Genomic DNA, 20820 nt, shown 5'->3' with positions numbered 1-20820 from the left:
AATAGATGTTAGTCCGTTCCAGCCTTCCGAAGTAAATGCTCAAAGAAAACGCCCAGCTCCGCAAACACCTTTTCCCGGTCCAGCTCGGGGGAAACCAGGCTCTGCACGGCCAAGCCGTCAAAAATCGCGTTAATGACGATGGCCCAAACCTCGAACGACATGCCCATAAGGCGGCCTTCCGCCTCGTTTGCGGCGATCGCGGCCCCCGGCCGCTCTTGGCGCCGTTCCCCGCCCTTCGGCAGATCCGTTTGCTGCCGCTCCCCGCTCCCGGAAGGCTCCGCCAAAGGCGGCGTTTGTGCCGGGAAGGCAAGCTGCCGCAGCTTCTCCGCCAGCACCCCGTTTTCGAACGAAATCAGGGCGCCGAGCTCCTTCCTCGTTTCTTCATGTTTCAGGCCGAACACGACAAGCGATAGAAACAAGCGGTGAAAAAAGGAATCGGGCCCTCCCCGTTCTTTGGCCGCTCCCAGCGCCTCCGACACGACAAACTCCTTGGTCTGCAAAGCAGAGAACGCATTCCATGAGCGCTCGCATACGTCTTTCACGACGTCCAGCATGAGCCGGTCTTTCGTCTGGAAATGATAATACACCGTTCCTTGCGTCACCCCTATGCGCTCCGCCACCATTTTTAAAGTCAATTTCTCCAAACCCTGCTCCACGATGCATTGTTTGGCTGCTTCGATCAGCTCCTGCTTGGAAACGACATTCGGTTTAGCCATGAGTATGATCTCCTTTTTTTCATCAAGTTAGTTATCTGACTAACTCACTAACAATATATACCATATGCTGAGAAAAAGTAAAGACGGATTTTTAACCTAAGTTGACCGGAAGTCCAAACGGAATATGCCAAAAGGCTCGCAAGCTGCTTTTTAAAGCAATCTGCGAGCCTGTTTCCGAGAAGCGGCCGGGATCGCCCGAGAACCGCTAGAAACATGCCAAAATTTCTTACAACAACTCAAACGTAAGGTCCGGCATATTCCCTGCCGCCACAGGTTCAAACGTTGGTTCAAGATAACCCATTTCCAAGACGGCAACGATCCGTTCATCTTTTTGGACACCCAAACGCCCGGCACAAGTTCTGTCATAGATCCAATCATTCATCGTCATGCGGACATGGAGATTGTTTTCCCGCGCCAGCAGGCGAAAATTCTGCATAAGGCAGCAGGTCGCCGCAACATCTTCCTCCCTTTTATGAAGGTCATGCTCTTCTTTTACGACCAATACCAGGCAGGCTGGAGCCTGATCTTGCAAGCCGCGCATGATGTCCATGCTGCCGGGTCCCATGAAGATAAAGCGCCAAGGCTCCCGCAGTCCGTCGTTCGGAGCCCATACGGCTATATTCAATAAATCGAGTACGTGATTTTCCGACACGGATTTATCGCTATATTTTAATGAATGGACTTCGCCGGAACGGGTTTTAGCATCATTCAACAAGTCCCCCTCCTCCTCCCGGCAAAACGGTCCATTTCTTTTCCGCTCGCGTCCTTGCCCTGGCCTTCGGTATTTTATCGAAAAATCCGAGGTGAAAAATCCCGACAAGCCTCTCTTCGGGCTTCATGTGGAACAGATCGAATAACTCTTTGCTTTGGATCATCGGTTCCGTGTCCCACAGCACTCCAAGCCGCCGCTGCCAGGCCACAAGCTGAAAATTTTGCATGATCCCGCAAACCGCAGCATAATTCAGGTCGCTTTCCCTCCTGTCCGGACCGGTGACGGCAATGACGGCAAGATGGCCCGGTATATCTGTGAACCTTTTCCGGACGAAATCCCGTACTTTCTCCGGCAGCCATTTGACCAGCCTGTTCTTCACCATGGGCTCCAGCATGCAGGCGGCCAGACGCTCCCTGGAATCCGGCGTTCCCGCATACACGCACCGGAAAGCGGCGGCCTCCCCGTATGAATACAGCTGCTGCGCTTCGCGAAGCAATGTGAACACCAGCTCCGGGTCCACGGGGGATGAACGAAACCTGCGGATGCTTCTGCGCTCCTGGATCGTCTTCATGAAATCCATTTTATTTCCCCCCCCCGGCTTTTGTTCGCCCGAACCGCCCGTCAAGCTGCTCAATTCCCCTGCCCAACGAACGACGCCGTCCCTGATCGCGCCTGCCGGATCCGGGTCCGACACGGGCACCGCCCAGGCGATATGGCCGTCCGGACGGATCAAAGCGGTGTGAACATCGTCCCAATGGGGCGCTTTCGCAGCCAATGAAGCTTCGATCACTTGAAGATGCCCATAACGATCCCACTCCCCGCTGTTTTTCGCGTCCGAAGACAGATGCAGCAAAAGAAACTTGCCTGACCGGAGCAGTTGGTAAGTACTGGCCAAATCGCCGTTTTTCAGCCGCAGAATCAATTCTGTCGAACGCTTTCCGTTTAATGCATGGTACGGCGCTTGATCATCGGGCGCGTAGTGGACATTGAAGGCGGAAATTTGCTCCGCCATCTGACGGTTCACCTCCGGATGAAGAAGAAGTTTCGACATGATGCTCCGGAGTTCCATGACGCCGGGACTCGTATCCATCAGCGTAAACTGCGCTTCCGTATTGCCCAGCATCGCCGTGCTCCAAGGAAAACGCTCTGCGTGATAGCTGTCGAGCAGCCACTCCGGCGCCCAGCCTTGAACCGCTCCGGCGAGTTTCCATCCCAGGTTCACCGCTTCCTGAAGGCCGACGTTCATCCCCTGCCCTCCCGCCGGAAAATGAATATGTGCGGCATCTCCCGCGAGAAACAGCCGATTGTCCCGATAGCGGCCCGCTTGCCGCGTGGCATTCCCGAAACGCGACGCCCACTTCGCTTCAGTTAGCCCAAAATCGCTTCCCGCCGTCCGCATCAGCGCCGATCGCAATTCTTCCAACGTAACCGGCTCTTGTTTGGATGCAGACGATCTTTCCGGATCCAGCATCAATATTCGATAAGTCGTCGAATCGATAGGGAAAATCGATACGATTCCCTTCTCCGCCATGCGGGAGATAACGCTCATCGGCGGAAGGCCGGGAAGGGCGGCATCCGCCAAAATAGCCATAAACGTCGCGTCGTGGCCCTCGAACGGTATGCCCGCTTGTTTTCGGACCAAACTTTTGGCCCCGTCCGTGCCGACGACGTACGCGGATCTGAGCGTACTCTCCCCCTGAGGGCCCGACATGCGCACCGCAACGCCTTCCTCATCCTGATGCACGGATAAAGCTTCCGTTTCCCTCCGTATTTCTACGCCCAAGTCCAGCGCCCACTGCTCCAGCACTTCTTCCGTTTCGCTTTGCGGCAAAAATAAGGTGTGATTGGAGGAAGAATCCAAAACCGAAAAGTCCAAGGGCGTATCCAATGAGGCAAAATGCCCCATCGGCAAACGGCGCCCTCTATCCAGCAGCTTCGATTTCAAGCCGCGCATATCCATGATTTCAAGCGTTCGCGGATGAACGGTAAGCGCGCGCGAAAACGGCGTGGTGCTTTTTAATCGTTCCAGTATGCAGACGTTGACGCCGGCCAAAGCCAACTCTCCTGCCAGCATCATGCCAACGGGTCCTCCGCCGATCAGTATCACATCATAATCCATAGCCATGACCTCTTTCCCCAAACCCGAACTTGGAAGATAAAAGCGACAAAAGAGGGCCTCCCCAGGCCATGGACGGATCCACCGCCGTCTTTACCGCTGTCCTTAACGGTAGAAGTCCGACAGATCTCCCAACAGCCGCTTTATAAAATCAAGTTCGGATTCGCTGTATTTATCCAAAAACTCGTACATCCTCTGCTGTTCCTTGTGATGAAGTTCATCATGAAGGGCAAAAAGCTTTTTCCCGGCCGTCGTGAGCCGGAAATACACTTCTTTTTTGTTATCGTTGAGCTGCGTCTTGCGTACCCAGCCTGCGTTCAATAACTTGTTGGTAATTTTTGAGGTGTTTCCTTTGCTTAGATTCATCTTTTCGGCGATCGAAGTGACATTGATCGGCTCCTGCTCCCCGATGCATGCGATGGTGTGCAGCTCCGTCATGTTCAGGGTGGATTCCACTTCGATCGTTTTCCGGAGTTCTTCCAGAAAAACGGCGGTTTCCCGGTTCTCATATTGTTCCTTTTGCTCAAGGAATCGAATGAAATTGTCATGGATCGCAATTTTGACCATCCGGTTCGTATTGTTCATGATTGGCAAACTCCTCGACTCGTTTTTTCTTAATTATATCTAAAATTAGTTTCACAAGAAACAATATGAGCAAACCGGAGGAATTTTAGCCGTGAATGAAACGGCTAATTCAGTTTTTCAGACTATGGATAACCCCCTTAATATTTTGTTATGGTTTCTATAGAATAAATATAAATTGCTTAATTAAAAGAAAATTCGGTCATGAAATTAAAATATTTATTCATATGAAACAATTTTATTTTATGTTTTGTTTTTTTCTTTGTCAACTCGTTCCTGGGATGTGAGATCACTCGACCAAATGCCGGCGGCTCATAAACCGATTATTGTTCAAGTTGCCGATCCATGGCGCGGGAGATCCGCCAGCCGCTTTCCGAGCGACGGCCGTCGAATCGTCCACGGTTATGGGCCAGCGAAAAAAGGCTCGCAAACCGCCTATCAGCAATCTGCAAGCCTTTTTAATTGTGATGAGCGAACGCCGCCCTGTCGCCTTTGTCGGATTTTTCTCTCAAACCAACGATCTTAATTGTTAAGATAATGGGTGAAAAAATAGCCTTTTATAAGTCCTGGAGGACCGCTTTCAAACCGGCTGCGGTTTGCGGCAGCTCCTTTTTCATCGATTGGCGCATAAAAAATTCGGCCACCTTCGGCACGTTGCCGACTTGAATGGCGAAATGAACCCGGCAGGACGCGTCGGAGATCGGCTCAATACGGTAGCTTTCGCGAAAGGATTGTTTTTCATTGGGCGCCGTCTCCAAGATCAGCAACTGATCCTGAACAAGTTCGGTCACGACCATCGTTTTTTCGCTTTTGAAGCCCGAGTATTTTCCGCTTTCGAAATATTCGGTCCCGACCCGGACCGGTCCTTCAGGCGTCACGCGGGTTTCGATAATGCCTTTAATCCAGGCAGCCCGTTCCTCCAGATCAATGAGACGCGAAAAAACGCCCGAAGCAGGATAATCATAGGTTTCCGTATGCTCAAACGCAAGCATGGTCATCTTCCTTTCCTTCATGGGTATAGGGGTTAACGAAAGAGAATGGTCGATAAGGCACCCGTTAACGCCCGTTCCATTTCTTCCAGATCCGTTTCGGCAGCCTTGCTCCGCCATCCGATGTAACCGTCCGGCCGCACGATGACCGCTCCCGCCAAGGCGATTCCGTAAGCATCGAGAAAATCGTTCCCGGGATTGCCCAAATCACCTTCATGATCGCTAATCCGATAGATATCCATCGGAAGATGGAGCGCATCTTTGGCACGTCGAGCCGCATCCATCCAGTTTTGTCCTTCAGGGCCGACAAGCAGCACGAACCGGGAACCAAACAGGTCCAATGTTGAAAAGGTCTGACCGTCCCGCTCCAGAACGACGTGCGCCGCTCGGGTTCCCGGCTGTCCCGTCCATAACTCGGGCGACTGCGCATTCGGGAGGTGCTCCCCGCCGGATTCCGGCACGATCGCGCCTTCCGGGTAACGGTAACCCATGTTGACATGGAGGGTGTTGACGCTAATTCCCTCCGACCCTTCATGTTCGCGCTGCTGGGACAGCATGACGACCTGCTCCGCCGTGTAATCCGCAACGGGACGCCGCTCCGCATCGTAAGTGGCCAGCAAATCCGGACCGGCTTCCCCGCGCAAGACCGCGGCCAGCTTCCAGGCGAGATTTTGCGCCTCGGCGATGCCGGTATTGCCTCCCAAACCGCCGCTTGGAGGTTGAACCCTTGCCGAATCGCCGACCAAAAAAATGCGGCCTTGTTGAAAGCGGTCAGCGACGCGCGCGGCCATTTCCCAAGTCAGCACCTTTTTGGCCGTTACGGGAATGCCCGGAATTCCGATCGCTGCCCGAATGAGCTCCACGCACCGTTCCTTCGGATAATCGGCGATGCTTTCCTCCTCCGGATCATATACAACGTCCAATCGGTACATATGCGGTCTTCTGTGCGTTCCAGGGTACAACACAAGGCTGCCGCTTGTCGTATCGTTGGCAAAAAAACACATATGCGCGTTTTGGCTTGCAAACAGTTCATGAATATCCGCATCGAAAACCATGCTGACCAGATGGCAAAGCGTCCCTTCCCCGTGCTGGCCAATGCCTAATTTGGCGCGGATCCCGCTTTTGCTTCCATCGGCCCCAACCAAATACTTCGCCCGAACCGTGCGCGTCTCCCCGCTGATCCGATCGCGAATGACGGCCAAAACGCCGTCCCCGTCGGCTTCAAACTCGATCATTTCCGTGTTGTATCGCAACCGGGCGCCGGCTTGCTCGGCCTGTTCCCGGAGGACGGGCTCCAGCAGGTCCTGGGCAATGCCGTTTCCTTCCACGGGACTAAGATCCGTAAAATAAGCGCTCATATCCTCCATCAGGTTATCAAACGTTTGTCCGGCCAAGCTTTCGACGAACATGACGCCGAATTCCCGCGGGAATGGAGGCTCTTCGCGGCGGATCTCATCTTCGATTCCGGCCGAGCGGAATATTTCCAGCGTTCGGGCCGTCAGGCTCGACACGCGCGGGTGAATCGACGTACCCGGATGGCGTTCGACGACCAAAGGCCGTATTCCCTGGCGCGCCAGAAAAAGGGAGAAGGAAAGCCCCACCAGGCTTCCTCCGACAACGAGGACAGGAACCGTTTCATCAAACGGGGAGTGATCAAGGAGTGTATTCATTCCAACATCCGTCCTTTCGGAACTAAAATGGTTTTCATTCGAAGCCGTGCTCCAAACGCCGGGCTGTCTCGCGCAGTTCTTCCATGCTCCATTTCAGCCTTTCGGCTTGGATATCCGCGATAACGGATTGAAGCCATGCGATTTCAGCCGAATACAGCGCTTGCTGATATTCCGATTCAAGCAAAAACAAGCGCGGCAGACCCATCGCTGTTTCCGATTGCATCTGATCTTCGAGCCGGGCGAGCATGCCTTCAAGCGTGCCCAATCTTTTGGCGAATAACGATGCAACCTCTTCGGGCGTTAACAGCGCAAGAAAAGATACGGCGGCGGGAAACTCCAAAAACTCCTGGGCAGGCGTCGAGATCATTTCCCGAATCCATGAATAAGCGGCATTTCGGCCTAAATCCGTAATTTCGTAAACGACTAAATCCGGCTTCCCTTCATTCTTCTTTTTCCCTTGGATCGCAATGGCGTTGTCCCGATGCAGCCGGTCGATCGTTTGGTAAATGCTCGTTCGGTGGCGAACGTTGATGACTTCTTCTTTCCCCCTCTCCTTAATGAGCTGCTGCATACGGTAAGGATGCATGGGCTCCTCGATCAGAAAACAAAGAATGGCTAATGCGACAGGCGACTTTTTGATCGTGTTGTTATTCATAGTCATAATATTAATAATATGACGCGTCAAGCGAATAAGTCCACCCTATGGAAATTTTCGTAAAATGGGCGCACTCGGGCAAAAAGAGCTGGAGAGATCGGCCATCCGACGATCCAATCTCGCACGCGCTCCGAATACGCAAAAAAGCTCTTGAATTGTCTAAAGACAAATTCAAGAGCTTTTTATTGGATGCGGTCGAGAGGACTCGAACCTCCACGGGGGGTTAGCCCACACGGACCTGAACCGTGCGCGTCTGCCAATTCCGCCACGACCGCATATTTCCACCGTTGCATTGTTTAGCAGCAACAGAATATATAATATACCAATTTTCTAATAGTGTCAATAATCATTTTTTTGCACATCAGTTCAAGCGTGGACAAGCCTTGGCGCTGGGAAGTTGCAGCAGCTCGCCGCCGTTTCAACCGCCAATTTGATCGCTCAGCGCATGGACGAGATGCCAAGTTGAAAAGCGAAACGGGTTGTGCTGCAATGCTGGTAATTTCATTCGGGGAGAACCGGATCTAATCCATTCATGGGGTTAGATTTTGTATTTGAGGAGGCTGAAATACATGTTTGAGGTTGTAAACAATGGTGTGAATCGTTCATTGTCCGTTGGTACGGTTCACGATCACATGAAACGGATGCCGGAGCGTTATCCATCTATCGATCGATGCATGTAGCGACTGAAGCTGCAAGCATCACGGAAAAAACATGAAATCAACTTCAAAATACGAAATGATTCAACGGATATTGACCGAATTGAAGCAACCCGCCTATCATACAAGCTCAATATAAAGGTGAAGCGGCTCGCTCTAAAATCGGCATTGTCCAGCAAGGTCCAAAACAAAGAATTCATTGTCGTCGACGAGATCAAGTGGGAACATCACAGGACGAAGACCATCGTAGCTATGCTTCATGTTCTTGGGGCGGATAAAAAGGCGCTGATCGTTACGCCTACTATCGGTAACATTGTGATGAAAAGCGCTAATAACATCCCTGGGGCGGAAACGGCCGCAGCCGATTCCCTCAACGTATACCAAATTCTGAAATGCGATCGATTCATCATCGCCAAAGAAGCCGTCACGATGATCACAGAAATGTACTCGTAAATGAGGCAAATACCATACATGACTTGAATCCGTACTCATGACTTCTAAGCTCTGTGACCGTTTCAAAGTCCCTTCTGCCCTGGTAGAGAACAACAACTTCATGATAAAAATACAAAAAAGCTCGCAAACGGCTATAAAAGCAATCTGCGAGCTTTTTCTGATGTAATGCGGTCGAGAGGACTCGAACCTCCACGGGGGGTTAGCCCACACGGACCTGAACCGTGCGCGTCTGCCAATTCCGCCACGACCGCATATCGGTCATCGTCTTCGTCGAAAGTATTCTTTCGCGGCGACAAGATAGATCATATCATGACAAGCCTCTCATCGTCAAGCATTTTTGTTAGAAAAAGTTCTCCAGAATAAAAGACGCCAATTTCGTCCTCCGCATATGCCCGGGCCCTCCCCGAAAAAACACGGGCACATCCGCGCAAAGCCCCCTTTCCGGCGCTCTTTCCGGACATGCCCCATGTTCGTGACCAAATAACGCAAAACATGAATGCGGTATTTTTCGATGTTATCATTAAGCGGGAACTTCTTCCCTCGTTTACCCTTTCACCGAACCGCCCATCAACCCTCTGACGAAATATTTTTGCAGCAGGAAGAAAATCGCCAGCGGCATCAGCATGGAGATGAAGGCAGCGGACGTCAGCAGGTGCCAGTCGTTTCCGCGGGAGCCGACGAGGTCGGCGATCTTCATCGACATGACCTGCACTTCCGGCTGGTTGCCGATAAAGATGAGCGAAACCAGATAATCGTTCCATACCCACAGGAACTGGAAAATGCCGATCGAAGCCAGCGCAGGCACCGACAAAGGCAAAATCAGCCTGCTGAAAATGGTAAAATGGCTCGCGCCGTCGATAAAGGCGGATTCGAACAAATCCTTCGGCAGCTGGCTGATGAAGTTATACATGAAATAAGTGACCAGCGGCAGGCCAAAAGCCGAATGCGCCAGCCAGATGCCGAGATAGCTGCCGTTCAGGCCCAGCGCGGTATAATCCTTCAGCACCGGTATCAGCGCCACCTGCAGCGGAACGACCAGCATCGCGATGATGACCGCAAACAGCGTTTTCCGGCCGGGGAACCGCAGCCAAGCGAAGGCATAAGCGGCAAACGAAGCGATCAGGATCGGGATGACGGTCGCCGGGATGGCGATCGTCAGCGTATTCCAGAACGCTTGCGAGAGGCCCGTTCCCTTTTCCTTCGTTTCGCTGCCGTCCGGTCCTTTCAGCGTGTACTCTTTGCCGGAAATGACGTTTTTGTAGTTGTCGAGCGTCAGCTGGGTGCTCGCCACCCAACCCGGTTTTTGCACGCTGATCTCGCGGTTGCGGCGGTTCTCCCAAATAAGGCGCTCGTCTCCCGACTTCACGCCCGCTTTCAGCTGATCGTCGGAGTAGGTTTTGCCGTTCACTTCGATCGGCTGGCGCAGGTCCACGTCCCTGGACAGCTTGATCGTATCCGTCGTTTTCCATTCCTGATGCGGGAACACCTTCCACCAGCCGGTCTGGAGAATATCCGCGGCAGGTCTGAAGGAAGAAATCAGCAGGCCCACGGTCGGAATCAGCCAAATGAAGCAAATGATGCCAAGGATAAGGTTAACGAGCCACTTTTTGCCCTTTTTCTTCTTTTTTCCGGCCATTTAGAATCCCCCCTGCTTGCGGATTTGGCGAAGGTTGAAGTAGATCACAGGCAGCACCGCGATCAGGAGCACAATCGCCAGCGTCGAACCGTACCCGAAGTTGCGGTACATGAAGAACTGCCGGTAAAACTGCGTCGCCACCACTTCGGTGTCGTATTGGCCGCCCGTCATGACCATGACGACGTCGAATATTTTCAGCGTGAACACGATGATCGTCGTCGTGACCGTCAGCAGCGTCGTCGAGATATACGGGATGATGATGCGGAAAAAGATGCGGATCTCCCCCGCCCCGTCCACGCGCGCCGCTTCCAGGATGTCGTCGGGAACGCCTTTGATCGCCGCCGAAAAAATCACCATCGCAAAGCCTGTCTGCATCCAAATCAGGATGATGATCAGGAAAAAGTTGTTCCATGGCTGCAGCATGGTCACCCAGGCCTGCGGCTCGCCCCCAAGCGCGATCACGATCGCATTCAGGAGGCCGATCTGCTCGGTGCCGGGCTGGTAATAATAAACGAATTTCCAAATGACGCCCGCAGCCACGAAGGAAATGGCCATCGGCATGAAAATAATCGATTTTGCGATCCGCTCATAACTGCTCCGGTCCGCAAGGATGGCAATAAGCAGCCCGAGGGCCACGCAGGCCAGCGTACCGACGAATACCCACAGCAGGTTGTTGCGCAAAGCGGTCGCGAGGAGCCGGTCGCTGAAAATCGCCAGATAGTTGCCCAGACCGACGAACTTATCAGAAGATGCATTAAAAAAGCTTAAATAAAGCGTCCGCAGCGCCGGCAGCACCAGCAGCCAACCCAGCAAAAGAACGGCCGGCCCGATGAAAACGTACGGCAGCATCCTGCGGCTGATCTGCTCCGGAAACTGCTCTACCGCCCAACTGAACGAAAGGTACAGCAAGTAAACGCCCGCGACTCCCCATATGACCGCAAACAGCGCCGTCAACAGCGGATTCAGCGTCGAATCCCGGAACAGCATGAAGATGGCTCCGTGGACAAATATATTAAGCAGCAGCACTACGACAAAGAGCAGCGCGGCTTTCAGGCTGAAATTCTTTTTCGCTTGCGTATTCATAAGTCGTTCCTGCCCTTCGATATCTCAAAACCCCCGGTAAGCGGCTTCGTCGGCATTGCGCGCCGCCGCTAAAGCAGGGATCATCGGATATAGATTCTTTGGAAAAAAGGGGCGGCCGCACAGCCGCATACCGCCCCGATTCGTTCGATGGATCCATGATTTGCGTTATTTGTTGTCCCAGCCTTTTTGAATTTGCTGCAGCGCTTCATCCAGCGAAGCGGTTCCGCTGACGTAGTCGGTCATGCCTTTCCAGAAGGAGCCTGCGCCGACTTTGCCCGGCATCAGGTCCGAGCCGTCGAAACGAAGCGTCGTTGCGTCCTGCACGAGTTTCGCCATCCGTCTGTCGGATTCGGAATTGTACCATTCCAGCGGGGCGTCGTTCATTGGCGCGATCACGCCGCCGGACTGCACCCAGGACTTGATGGACTCGCCGGTCGTGAAAAATTCCATGACGGCGCGCACTTCCGGACGGTCGTTGAACATCGCATAAATGTCCCCTGCGACGAGCACCGGCTTGCCGTATTTTTCGTCGATCGGCGGCAGGTAGAACCAGTCGTAGTCCTGATCCACTTTCGCGGTTTCAGGGAAGAAGCTGGTAATGAAGTTGCCGGTCAGGTTAAACCAGGCTTTCGGCGGATTTTCGAACATCGGCTTCGGCGCGTCGCCAAAGGCCGTCGTGACGATCGATTTGGTGCCGCCGTACACGTAATCTTTGTTCATCCAGATTTTTGACATGATTTCAAACGCGTTTTTCACTTCCGGCGAAGTGAACGGCAGCTCGCCCTTGACCCATTTGTCGTAGTTTTCAGGCGTTGTCGTGCGCAGCATGATGTTTTCGATCCAGTCGGTGCCCGGCCAGCCGGTGGCGGCGCCGCTTTCGATGCCGATCGCCCATGCCGGATCTCCGTCCTTGGCGATTTGCTCGGTCAAGGCCATCATCTCGTCCCAAGTTTCGGGCACTTTGTAGCCGGCTTCTTCAAATTGCTTTTTCGGATACCACACCAGGCTTTTCACGTTGCTCCGGTTCCAGATCCCGGCCATGATTTTGCCGTCTTTGCCGTCCATGGTGGCCATGTCCAGCCAGCTTTGGTTGTAGTTTTTCTTCAGCTTTTCCTGATCGAGAATGTTCGTCAGATCGACGACTTTGCCGGTTTTCGCGATCGAAGCGAGCAAGCCCGGCTGCGGGAAGTCGGCGATATCCGGCGCGTTGCCGCCGTCGACGCGGACGTTGATCGTCGCCTCGAATTCTTTGGAGCCTTCGTACTGGATGTCGATGCCGGTTTTGTCTTCGAAGTCCTTGATGCTTTCTTCAAATTTCTTCTGGTCGACGTCGACGAACGGTCCGAACATCGTCACTTTCGTTCCTTTATATTTGCCCTGCAGCGCCAGCTCGAGCGGCGAGCCGGTGCCGGTTTCCGGCGCGGCGGTTTCCTGGGCCGTATCTTTTTTGTCTCCTCCGGAGGCGGCAGGTTCCGTTGTCGGCCCGGCATCCCCCGATCCTCCGCAGGCGCTCAGCAGCATCGTAAAAGACAAGCAAAGCGAGAGCAGCAAAGATGTTCTGGCTTTTTTTCCTTTGGTCATACACTAACATCCCCTTTTTAGAAATAGGCTGAAAAACGTCGATTGACTTTTTCTGGCGCCAACGATAGGCAAGCGTCTTCGTCAAACGGCCGCAGGACTGTCTTTTCCGGTCTCGGCGCGTGGTGAACAGATGCAGCGGATGCTCGGATCACCTCCTTGCAAAATCAAGGTTATTTTCAAAATACAGCGTTTTCAATTCATTCAAGTCAAACCATGTTTTTTCATAAGTATAGGAACCCTCTCTATTACCCGGCTGCGCAGCATGCAAAACCAACCGGGATGCGACATTCTGAAAAGCTTTTCAAATCCAGCGCCGCAAACGCCTCACCTTTCCCGCGAAGACTCCCTGACAATCAATTTATGCTCCATCTTTTCCCTTAGAACCTCGACCTTGCCCGTCGTCACCAATTCGTGGAGCTTCTCGGCCGCGCGGTAGCCCATGTCGTACATCGGCTGCGCGATCGTCGTCAGCTTCGGAATAAACATGTTCGCGAACCGGAGGTTGTCGAAGCCGACGACCGATACCTGGCCCGGAACCAATATGTTGCGGTCTTTCAAATACGAGATGACGCCCATCGCGAATTCGTCGGCCACGCAAAAGACGGCGGTCAGCTCGGGAAAATCGGTGAACAATTCATGCGCGGCTTGATAAGCCTGCTCAAACCTGTGCGCCGCTCCCCTTACCCTCTGGACGTTTCGTTCAAGCCCCGCTTCGAGCATGGCTTTGGCGAACCCTTTGAACCTTGGCGGCCCGGAGATCGAATTTTCGTGGTCGAAACCGATCATCCCGATTTCCCGGTGGCCGAGCTCGATGAGGAACTTCGCCGCGTCGTAAGCCGCTTGCTCGTCATCGATTTCGACGCAGGGAACCTCGAACTCCTCGGAATGCGTCGACAGCAGCACAAACGGAATTTTGCAGCGGACCAGCTTCTCGTGGTATTCCGGAAACATCATGTCGCTTGCGAATACGATCCCGTCCACCTGCTTTTCGTGAAACGCGTCGATATACGAAAGCATCCTGCTTCGGTCCCTGTCGGTATTGCAGATCATCAGGCTGTACCCCAGCTTGATGCATGCGTCCTGCATGCCCCGGATAATCCCGGTGTAATAAACGTTTTCGATATCCGGAATCAGCAGGCCGAACGTAAAGGATTTGTTGTAAATCAGTCCGCGCGCAAACGAATTCGGCTGGTAACCAAGCTTCTCAATGGCCTCCAAAACGCGGATCCTTTTGTTCTCGTTGACCGACTCGGGCGCGTTCATCACCCGGGATACGGTGCTGATGGATACCTCCGCCATTTTGGCAACATCTCTAATCGTTGGCTTCATCGTCAAAACTTCCTTTACAAGAAAACCTTTTCAAGGCGATTATAGCAGGGGATTTTATCGTTGGCAATACATTTTTTGAAGCGCTTTCAGACGGGGTTTGCAGCTTGTTCCGCACAAGCAAAAAGGCCCCTCTCGCAAGGGACCTTGGCGCAAACGCGGCTCAATAAACGGATCGCGGTCGTCAGCTGTACAACCGGCCCGGCTGATGTTCCGGCACCGATTTGTACATTTGCTGCATCGGCTGCAGCACGTCCTGTGAAGCCGGCACGGCCGCGTAATAACCTCTGGAAGCCATGTACTGCCAAACTTCGAAAGCCTGGTGCGAGCACATCTGGAATGCGTTCTCCAGGAACGAACGAAGCTGCGGCGTGGAGCATTCGAATGCGGACCAGGCATACTCCCGGCCGGCCCGTTTTAATGTCAGCAGGTAAGAAGTCGCGATCGCGCGGTCGTCCAGCTGATGGAGCTTCACCTGCGGCTGAAGCGGCTGATACTGCTGCGGACCCGGATTCATCGCAGGCATCGGCGGATTCATCGGCATGGCCGGAACGTTGAGCTGATCGGGCGAACTGAAGCGGTTCGCGTATTCGACCTTCATATTGTAATCCTGAACGTGCACGGCATAATGGCGGGTGATCATGTTTCTTAAGACCGGATCGGTCGCCTGATCGATGAAAAGCGCCATGCTTTGGATGGAATTCGTGCAGCTGAGCAGCAATTCGTTGAGTTCGTGGGCTTCGTGTGCACCTAACGGCATCGTCAAAATCTCCTTTAGCGATCATGGTTTTTAGAATTGTTTTCCATCCCATAAACTTCGCTCTTTATCCGGAATTTATGCATGATGCGGCAACGGGTTCAGCCGATTCCTCCCGCTTCTGCCACGTCCCTGCGTTCCTCAGATGGTCGCCCGGCGGATCATGGCGTAAGACAACAGCGCGTACACAACCGCGATCGGAGCCATCCAGACGAAAATGTCCATGTAATGATTCGCGAACCAGCCGAACAGATCGAGCCACAAATTAAAATACGTCAGCGCAAAGGTGGCCACGCTCATCAGGACAAAAAGCGCCGCAAAAAACACGAACATGCCGGTTCTTTTAAACCGCCGGTAGATGCTGGCGATCACGAAGCCCAGGAAAAACATATGCACCATCACGACAAAGTAGATGCCGAGCCGTCCGAGCGGAGAAATGCCGTCCATAAACGGAAGGTTAAAGAAATGCACGCTGACGCCCCAGCCGTCCGACAATTCCTCCGCGAGCGAAAAAAGAAGCAGAACAACCGCCGAAGCCGCCGAGACCAACACGCCCATCGCGCTCGTGCCCGCAAAGAAATCCAGCCGCCGCACGTTCAGCCCCAACGCAAAAGGAAAGGTCTGCCCCTGCACGATCAAGCTGCACACAAAAATATAAATAAATATCGATGAGAGACCGCCCGAGTTGATGTTTTCCTCTCCCCCGGTCAATCCGCCGATGGTCAGGTTGGTCGCAAAACTGAACAGCACGACGACCCACGGGATAAAAATCCAGCTCCATTTGTCTCTCCAATGCATTTTCATGACTCCTGCCATCCGGTTCATCCGAGTTCAGCCACCTTTCCATTCGTTTTGCCGCTCGTTAAATGAACGATCAGCTGCTGCAGCGATACGGGGACCAGTTCGATGCCCTGCGCTTCCGCCTCCCGCCGCTCTGCCGCGCTTAAATTTCCCAGCACGGATGCCGACATCAGGCCGCCGATCGCTTCCTCATGTATAAGCTGTTTCCCTGCCGCCCAAGCGCGGACGGTTGCAGCAGGACCGACGGCGGTAAACGCTTTGCCGCGCAGGCTGTCCGCCTCTTCGTCCAGCAGGATTTTTCCGTTATCGATGACGATGACGTGCTCCAGCATATTGCTGACCTCGTCGATCAAATGCGTCGATAAAATGACCGTTCGCGGATGTTCCGCATAGTCTTCGAGCAGCCGTTCGTAAAACAGGTTCCTTGCGACCGCATCCAGCCCCAGATAAGGCTCGTCGAAAATGGTCAGCGGCGCTCGGCTGGCGAGGCCCACGATGATTCCGACCGAGGAAAGCATGCCCCGCGACAGTTTCTTCATTCGGCGTTTGACGGGGAGCCGGAAATCTTCGATCAGCTGCTCGGCGAAACCTTGATCCCAATTGGGGTAGAGGTCCGCCGCAATGTCCAGCACGTCCGCGATCCGGAACACGTCCGGATATTTCTGGCTTTCCTTGATGAAGCTCATCCGGGTCAGCACCCGGTTGTTTTCGTAAGGATGTTCCCCGAATACCTTCAGCTCCCCGCCCGACGGAAACAGCTGGGCCGTGATCATGTGCATGATCGTCGTTTTGCCCGCTCCGTTCCTGCCGAGAAGGCCGTAAATTTTGTTCTCCTCGATCGTAAAGCTCACGTCTTGGATGACGGTTTCGCTGCCGTACGTTTTATTTAACCGGTTTACTTCTACGATGCGGTTCATTGCTTCCCATCCCCTCTCCGGACCATGTCGGTCAATTGGTCGATCGTAATGCCAAGCTTCCTCGCTTCCTGAACCATCGTGATGACATACTGCTCGAAAAACTGCTCCTTCCGTTTCTCGATCAGCGTCTCCCTTGCTCCCGACGCCACGAACATGCCGATCCCCCTCTTCTTATACAGAATGCCTTGATCCACCAGAAGATTCACTCCCTTGGCCGCGGTGGCCGGATTAATCTGGTAAAAGGACGCAAACTGGTTTGTCGAAGGGACCTGCGACTCCTCCGGCAGCCCCCCTGCAATGATGTCGTCTTCAATCTTCTCGGCGATTTGTATGAATATTGGACGGCCGTCATCCATAATAGGCCCCATTTCTCCACCACCCAACTGGTTAATTACTCAAGTAACTAACCTCAATATATGCCAAAACTTTCCTCCTGTCAACCGGAAAACATAAAAAAGGGCCGGGCCGCGTCACAACGGACTCGGTCCAACCCTCACATTGGTCTCGAACCTAAATAACCACCAAATTCATCTTGCAAGCCATGATATGATAGAGGCCGAAGATTACCGGCGCCATCCGGGATCATACCACCATCGAAAGGGAGTAACAGATGAGCATAGAGACGATAAAAGAAACGAACCTGCTCGACGTCTTCCCATCCCTGAGCGGTCTTTCTCAGGAAGAATGGGAGCAAGCCCGGCCGCATGTCAAACGGTTCCCGGCCAAATCGAACATCTTCCAGCGGGAGGATGCATCGTTGTACGGCATGTTTTTGCTCCGCGGAACGGCCCGGATTACGGCGGTTCACGAAAACGGAAACGAGACGGTGCTCAACAGGCTTTCCGCGGGGGAAATCTGTTCGCTGCTTGTGCTCAGCGGGCTGAGCGGAAGGGACTATCCCGCCTATTTGGTAGCCGAAACGGACGTGGACGTGCTGTTTGTGCTCCGGAGCAGTTTCTTGCGCTGGGTGCAGTTCCATGAGTCGTTCCGCAGCACCGTTTTCGGAGGTTTGCTCGAAAGCACGTTCCGGATGATCGACATGATGGGAGAAAAGGAGCGGATGCCCGTAGAAAAGCGGCTCGCCAAAGCATTGTTGCGCGTGACCACCGAACAGGAGCCGCTCGTAGCCGCGACGCATCAAGAGCTGGCCGAGGAAATGAATTCAGCGCGCGAGGTCGTTTCGCGGACCCTTCTTAAGTTTGCGCGCAGCGGATGGGTGGAAACCGGGCGGGGACGGATCAAAATCTTGCAGAGAAACAGGCTTGAAGACATGTTGGGTGACTAAGTCACAGAAGAGGCGGCACCTTCCTGATAAGGTAGCGGTACGGGCGAGAAACGCCTTTTACCGATCATTAGGAGGGATTCACGATGAACAATCAGCTCCGCCCCGGAGATGCCGCCCCATGGTTTGAAGCGGCGGATCAGAACGGGGAACCCGTCACGCCGGACGCCTATGCGGGCCGCAACCTTCTGCTCGCCTTTTTCCGCAACTCCGCTTGCGCTTTATGCAATTTACGGGTGCAGCAATTTATAAAGCGATATGAAACGTGGAAGCGGCAAGGGATGGAGGTCGTCGCCTTTTTCGAATCTCCGGAGGCAAACCTCCGCCAATACGTCGGGCGGCAAAACGCCCCCTTCCCGCTTATTGCCGATCCTGAGGCAGAAATTTACGCGCGGTACGGCGTCGAATCTTCGGAAGCGAAAATGAAGGCAACGTTAGCGCAGCCGGACATTCACGAGATTACGGCCCGGGTGGAAGCAGCCGGATTCAAACTGATTCCGGAGGAAGGCTCCAATTTCAACCGGATTCCGGCCGAATTTCTGATCGATGAACAAGGAATCGTTCAGGTCGCCCACTACGGCAGTCTCATTACCGATCATTTGCCTTTTGAGGCGATTGAACGGTTTGCTGCACGATCCCGATCATAAAACCGTCATACCCTTTGCTGCCCACCGTCTGAATCGCGGTCGCCGATATGCGCGGGTCCCCGGCGATCATATCGAAAAAGGTTCTGACGCCTCGTACCCGGGGATCGGTGCTGTGACGGCTGGCAACTTCCCCGTCCCGGATGACGTTGTCCCCGACGATGACGGTGCCCGGACGGGAGAAGCGAAGCGCCCACTCCAAATAATGGGGATTGTTCGGTTTGTCCGCGTCGATGAAAATGAAATCGAAAGGCTCCGTCCCTTCCCGCTCCAATTCCTCCAGCAGTTCCAGCGCATTCCCCTGCCGAACTTCGATCGCATGCTCCAGCCCGGCGCGTTTGATGTTGGCATTCGCCACCTCGGCATGATGCGGCTCCAGCTCAAGCGAGATGATTTTTCCGCCCTCCGCCAGCCCTCTTGCCATCCAAATGGTGCTGTAAGCGCCAAGCGTTCCGATTTCCAGCACCCGCTTCGCCCCTTGCATTTGCACCAGCAGCTGCAGCAGCTTTCCCTGGTTTCCCGTCACGTCGATTTCCGGCAGATCCGCCTGCCGGTTCGCGACAAGCACGTCATCCAGAATCGAATCGTTCGGGCAAAGCAAATCCGTAATATACTCATCCACTTGTTCCCACGTTTGTTTCATGTTCCATCTCCTCCTCGCATTTCGCATCCACTTTTTGAAAAGCCGACCTGAAATTGGAGAGAATCAGCTTTTGATTTTATTGTAGCCGGAATATAATGATAAGAATAATATATCTTTTTAACGTTTTCATACATTACATATATGAATCAATCCGAGGTGAGAAACGATGAACCTGCACGCTTTGCGCCTGTTCCACGAAATTGCCAACACCGGCAGCGTCACCCGCGCCTCCGAGCTGCTGAACATCAGCCAGCCGGCCATTACGGCCCAAATCAAAAAATTCGAAAAAGAGCTGGCCTTAACGCTTATGGTCCCGCAGGGCCGGGGCATCGCGCTTACCGATGCCGGGGAGAAGGTCGCCGTTTTGGCCAAACGCCTGTTTGCCGTCGAGCAGCAAATCGAGCAGTTCGCCAAAGATTACCGTCAGGGGATGGACGGGCAAATCCGGCTCGCAGCGACGTATCTTCCCGCGCAGTTCCTCCTTCCTTCATGGCTCGCCAAGTTCAAACAGCGGTACGAGCAGGTCGAAATGTCCATTACGACGACCAATTCCAGCGGAGCGCTGAAGCAGCTGCTGAACGTCGAAGTGGATTTGGCGATTTACGGCGGGCTGCCGGAAGCATATCCGGATTCGGTGAACACCGAAAAATTGTTCGAAGACGAGCTGTGGTTCGTGGTGGCGCCGAGCCATAAATACGCCGGCCGCCGGGTTTCGCTTCACGAGATGGTGAAGGAGCCTTTCGTGATGCGCGAAGAAGGAAGCTCCACCCGGGAAAGGCTGCTGGCTTTATGCCGGACGTACAGCGCTCCCGCACCGAAAATCGCCCTGCAGTTCAACGGGCTGCATGAAGCGATTACGGCCGTCATCGCCGGGTACGGAGCCAACTTCGTATCGTCGCTGGTCGTCCGCGAGCATGTCGCCCGGGGCGAGTTATGCCGCGTATACGTCGATGGCATCGACCTAAAGAACGTCATCGCGATCTGCACGCGCAAAAACGAGCCGCTAAACGCCGCGGCCCGCAATCTCGTGGAGCTGATTCGCCAACATCCGCAATAACCGTCCCCTACGTTCCCATGATTAACGAGGACTATACTGCTTTATCCGTTTCAAGTTGAGCCCTTGCCCTCCATGATGCCGTAACCTTATCACTTGCATGAAGGTCATATAATAAAGGTGAATGACGATTCCATACTCCACTTGGAAAGAAGGAGACATATGAAAATCAACCATTTGAATTTGACGGTGACCGATGTGGCGGCGTCCCGGTCGTTTCTGGAGACCTATTTCGGCCTGGTTTGCCGGGCTACCCGCGGCGACAACTTCGCCGTGCTCTTGGACGATGACGGCTTTGTCCTGACGCTGATGAAGGGCCGCGAGGTGCAGTACCCCAAAACGTTCCACGTCGGCTTCCCGCAGCCGACCGAAGAGCAGGTCGACCGCATCAACCAAAGGCTTCTGGAGGACGGCTACGACGTCAAGCCTCCGCAGCATGCGCACGGGTACACGTTCTATGTCGAGGCGCCGGGCGGTTTTACGGTCGAAGTGCTCTGCTAAACGGCTAAGGGGCGGTTCCGAACGGTCGGCAGGCAGGCGTGAACAT

The 20820-nt window shown here is 53.8% G+C and carries 21 protein-coding genes and 2 tRNA genes; 5 read left to right on the top strand and 18 right to left on the bottom strand.

Annotation, left to right across the window (positions count from 1 at the left end):
* Positions 1-8: 8 nt before the first annotated feature.
* From AC27KL_RS06360 to AC27KL_RS06325, 8 genes are all read right to left on the bottom strand, one after another.
* Complete coding sequence (locus tag AC27KL_RS06360; protein WP_487169193.1) at positions 9-716, bottom strand: TetR/AcrR family transcriptional regulator; 708 nt, start codon at positions 714-716, stop codon at positions 9-11.
* 226 nt (positions 717-942) lie between these two features.
* Complete coding sequence (locus AC27KL_RS06355; RefSeq protein ID WP_487169192.1) at positions 943-1428, bottom strand: nitroreductase family protein; 486 nt, start codon at positions 1426-1428, stop codon at positions 943-945.
* Positions 1421-3547, bottom strand: a complete 2127-nt coding sequence (locus AC27KL_RS06350) for a monooxygenase (protein ID WP_487169191.1) — start codon at positions 3545-3547, stop codon at positions 1421-1423. Before AC27KL_RS06350 ends, AC27KL_RS06355 begins: the two co-directional genes overlap by 8 nt.
* Before the next feature lie 102 nt (positions 3548-3649).
* Entirely contained in the window at positions 3650-4129 is a 480-nt protein-coding gene (locus AC27KL_RS06345) for a MarR family transcriptional regulator (RefSeq protein ID WP_487169190.1), read from the bottom strand.
* Between the two features lie 554 nt (positions 4130-4683).
* A complete protein-coding gene (locus tag AC27KL_RS06340; RefSeq protein ID WP_339321610.1) occupies positions 4684-5118 on the bottom strand; it encodes an SRPBCC family protein in 435 nt (144 codons plus the stop codon).
* A 32-nt stretch (positions 5119-5150) separates the two neighbouring features.
* On the bottom strand, positions 5151-6785 hold the full coding sequence (locus AC27KL_RS06335) for an FAD-dependent monooxygenase (RefSeq protein ID WP_487169189.1): 1635 nt from the start codon (positions 6783-6785) through the stop codon (positions 5151-5153).
* A 34-nt stretch (positions 6786-6819) separates the two neighbouring features.
* Positions 6820-7440, bottom strand: a complete 621-nt coding sequence (locus AC27KL_RS06330) for a PadR family transcriptional regulator (RefSeq protein WP_487169424.1) — start codon at positions 7438-7440, stop codon at positions 6820-6822.
* Positions 7441-7630: 190 nt separating this feature from the next.
* Positions 7631-7715: transfer RNA gene (locus AC27KL_RS06325), tRNA-Leu, on the bottom strand.
* 408 nt (positions 7716-8123) lie between these two features.
* On the opposite strand from AC27KL_RS06325, the gene rplD reads away from it, so the two are divergent.
* Positions 8124-8549, top strand: a complete 426-nt coding sequence (gene rplD, locus AC27KL_RS06320) for a 50S ribosomal protein L4 (protein ID WP_487169423.1) — start codon at positions 8124-8126, stop codon at positions 8547-8549.
* A gap of 166 nt (positions 8550-8715) precedes the next feature.
* On the opposite strand, the gene AC27KL_RS06315 is transcribed toward rplD, so the two are convergent.
* The 9 genes from AC27KL_RS06315 to AC27KL_RS06275 all read right to left on the bottom strand — a co-directional run bounded on the left by AC27KL_RS06315 (position 8716) and on the right by AC27KL_RS06275 (position 17018).
* Positions 8716-8800: transfer RNA gene (locus AC27KL_RS06315), tRNA-Leu, on the bottom strand.
* A gap of 293 nt (positions 8801-9093) precedes the next feature.
* A complete protein-coding gene (locus tag AC27KL_RS06310; protein ID WP_340997913.1) occupies positions 9094-10185 on the bottom strand; it encodes a carbohydrate ABC transporter permease in 1092 nt (363 codons plus the stop codon).
* A complete protein-coding gene (locus AC27KL_RS06305) occupies positions 10186-11268 on the bottom strand; it encodes a carbohydrate ABC transporter permease (protein WP_036706574.1) in 1083 nt (360 codons plus the stop codon).
* 165 nt (positions 11269-11433) lie between these two features.
* Positions 11434-12849 carry an ABC transporter substrate-binding protein gene (locus tag AC27KL_RS06300; RefSeq protein ID WP_036706572.1) on the bottom strand — a complete coding sequence of 472 codons (1416 nt, stop codon included), beginning with the start codon at positions 12847-12849 and terminating at the stop codon, positions 11434-11436.
* Between the two features lie 324 nt (positions 12850-13173).
* Positions 13174-14178 (bottom strand): LacI family DNA-binding transcriptional regulator, encoded by a 1005-nt coding sequence (locus tag AC27KL_RS06295; protein WP_036706570.1) that lies wholly within the window; start codon positions 14176-14178, stop codon positions 13174-13176.
* Between the two features lie 181 nt (positions 14179-14359).
* A complete protein-coding gene (locus tag AC27KL_RS06290; protein ID WP_036706567.1) occupies positions 14360-14935 on the bottom strand; it encodes a spore coat protein in 576 nt (191 codons plus the stop codon).
* A gap of 138 nt (positions 14936-15073) precedes the next feature.
* On the bottom strand, positions 15074-15757 hold the full coding sequence (locus AC27KL_RS06285; RefSeq protein WP_036706563.1) for a hypothetical protein: 684 nt from the start codon (positions 15755-15757) through the stop codon (positions 15074-15076).
* Positions 15754-16650: an ABC transporter ATP-binding protein gene (locus AC27KL_RS06280; RefSeq protein WP_036706560.1), complete on the bottom strand. Its 897-nt coding sequence runs from the start codon at positions 16648-16650 to the stop codon at positions 15754-15756. Before AC27KL_RS06280 ends, AC27KL_RS06285 begins: the two co-directional genes overlap by 4 nt.
* A complete protein-coding gene (locus tag AC27KL_RS06275) occupies positions 16647-17018 on the bottom strand; it encodes a GntR family transcriptional regulator (protein WP_036706557.1) in 372 nt (123 codons plus the stop codon). The genes AC27KL_RS06280 and AC27KL_RS06275 overlap by 4 nt, the downstream gene beginning before the upstream one ends.
* A 242-nt stretch (positions 17019-17260) precedes the next feature.
* Here AC27KL_RS06275 and AC27KL_RS06270 point away from each other — a divergent pair, with 242 nt between their 5' ends.
* Both AC27KL_RS06270 and AC27KL_RS06265 read left to right on the top strand, forming a co-directional pair.
* Entirely contained in the window at positions 17261-17935 is a 675-nt protein-coding gene (locus AC27KL_RS06270) for a Crp/Fnr family transcriptional regulator (RefSeq protein ID WP_487169188.1), read from the top strand.
* 83 nt (positions 17936-18018) lie between these two features.
* Positions 18019-18579: a peroxiredoxin family protein gene (locus AC27KL_RS06265; protein WP_487169187.1), complete on the top strand. Its 561-nt coding sequence runs from the start codon at positions 18019-18021 to the stop codon at positions 18577-18579.
* Here AC27KL_RS06265 and AC27KL_RS06260 read toward each other — a convergent pair.
* Positions 18521-19219: an O-methyltransferase gene (locus tag AC27KL_RS06260; protein ID WP_487169186.1), complete on the bottom strand. Its 699-nt coding sequence runs from the start codon at positions 19217-19219 to the stop codon at positions 18521-18523. The two genes, AC27KL_RS06265 and AC27KL_RS06260, sit on opposite strands and share 59 nt — an antisense overlap.
* 166 nt (positions 19220-19385) lie before the next feature.
* On the opposite strand from AC27KL_RS06260, the gene AC27KL_RS06255 reads away from it, so the two are divergent.
* Together AC27KL_RS06255 and AC27KL_RS06250 are read left to right on the top strand one after the other, a co-directional pair.
* Positions 19386-20276, top strand: a complete 891-nt coding sequence (locus AC27KL_RS06255; protein WP_036706553.1) for a LysR family transcriptional regulator — start codon at positions 19386-19388, stop codon at positions 20274-20276.
* A gap of 159 nt (positions 20277-20435) precedes the next feature.
* On the top strand, positions 20436-20774 hold the full coding sequence (locus tag AC27KL_RS06250) for a VOC family protein (protein WP_036706551.1): 339 nt from the start codon (positions 20436-20438) through the stop codon (positions 20772-20774).
* The last annotated feature ends 46 nt before the right edge of the window (positions 20775-20820 follow it).

It is taken from the genome of Paenibacillus sp. YAE3 (genome assembly GCF_057546105.1).
The sequence above is the reverse complement of the archived record's forward strand: the minus strand, read 5'-3'. Positions and strand labels throughout refer to the sequence as shown.

Coding starts and splice junctions, on each gene's coding strand:
- AC27KL_RS06360 (WP_487169193.1), bottom strand. CDS start 716: ATGGCTAAACCGAATGTCGTTTCCAAGCAGGAGCTGATCGAAGCAGCC.
- AC27KL_RS06350 (WP_487169191.1), bottom strand. CDS start 3,547: ATGGATTATGATGTGATACTGATCGGCGGAGGACCCGTTGGCATGATG.
- AC27KL_RS06345 (WP_487169190.1), bottom strand. CDS start 4,129: ATGAACAATACGAACCGGATGGTCAAAATTGCGATCCATGACAATTTC.
- AC27KL_RS06340 (WP_339321610.1), bottom strand. CDS start 5,118: ATGCTTGCGTTTGAGCATACGGAAACCTATGATTATCCTGCTTCGGGC.
- AC27KL_RS06335 (WP_487169189.1), bottom strand. CDS start 6,785: ATGAATACACTCCTTGATCACTCCCCGTTTGATGAAACGGTTCCTGTC.
- AC27KL_RS06330 (WP_487169424.1), bottom strand. CDS start 7,440: ATGAATAACAACACGATCAAAAAGTCGCCTGTCGCATTAGCCATTCTT.
- AC27KL_RS06310 (WP_340997913.1), bottom strand. CDS start 10,185: ATGGCCGGAAAAAAGAAGAAAAAGGGCAAAAAGTGGCTCGTTAACCTT.
- AC27KL_RS06305 (WP_036706574.1), bottom strand. CDS start 11,268: ATGAATACGCAAGCGAAAAAGAATTTCAGCCTGAAAGCCGCGCTGCTC.
- AC27KL_RS06300 (WP_036706572.1), bottom strand. CDS start 12,849: ATGACCAAAGGAAAAAAAGCCAGAACATCTTTGCTGCTCTCGCTTTGC.
- AC27KL_RS06295 (WP_036706570.1), bottom strand. CDS start 14,178: ATGAAGCCAACGATTAGAGATGTTGCCAAAATGGCGGAGGTATCCATC.
- AC27KL_RS06290 (WP_036706567.1), bottom strand. CDS start 14,935: ATGCCGTTAGGTGCACACGAAGCCCACGAACTCAACGAATTGCTGCTC.
- AC27KL_RS06285 (WP_036706563.1), bottom strand. CDS start 15,757: ATGAACCGGATGGCAGGAGTCATGAAAATGCATTGGAGAGACAAATGG.
- AC27KL_RS06280 (WP_036706560.1), bottom strand. CDS start 16,650: ATGAACCGCATCGTAGAAGTAAACCGGTTAAATAAAACGTACGGCAGC.
- AC27KL_RS06275 (WP_036706557.1), bottom strand. CDS start 17,018: ATGGGGCCTATTATGGATGACGGCCGTCCAATATTCATACAAATCGCC.
- AC27KL_RS06270 (WP_487169188.1), top strand. CDS start 17,261: ATGAGCATAGAGACGATAAAAGAAACGAACCTGCTCGACGTCTTCCCA.
- AC27KL_RS06265 (WP_487169187.1), top strand. CDS start 18,019: ATGAACAATCAGCTCCGCCCCGGAGATGCCGCCCCATGGTTTGAAGCG.
- AC27KL_RS06260 (WP_487169186.1), bottom strand. CDS start 19,219: ATGAAACAAACGTGGGAACAAGTGGATGAGTATATTACGGATTTGCTT.
- AC27KL_RS06255 (WP_036706553.1), top strand. CDS start 19,386: ATGAACCTGCACGCTTTGCGCCTGTTCCACGAAATTGCCAACACCGGC.
- AC27KL_RS06250 (WP_036706551.1), top strand. CDS start 20,436: ATGAAAATCAACCATTTGAATTTGACGGTGACCGATGTGGCGGCGTCC.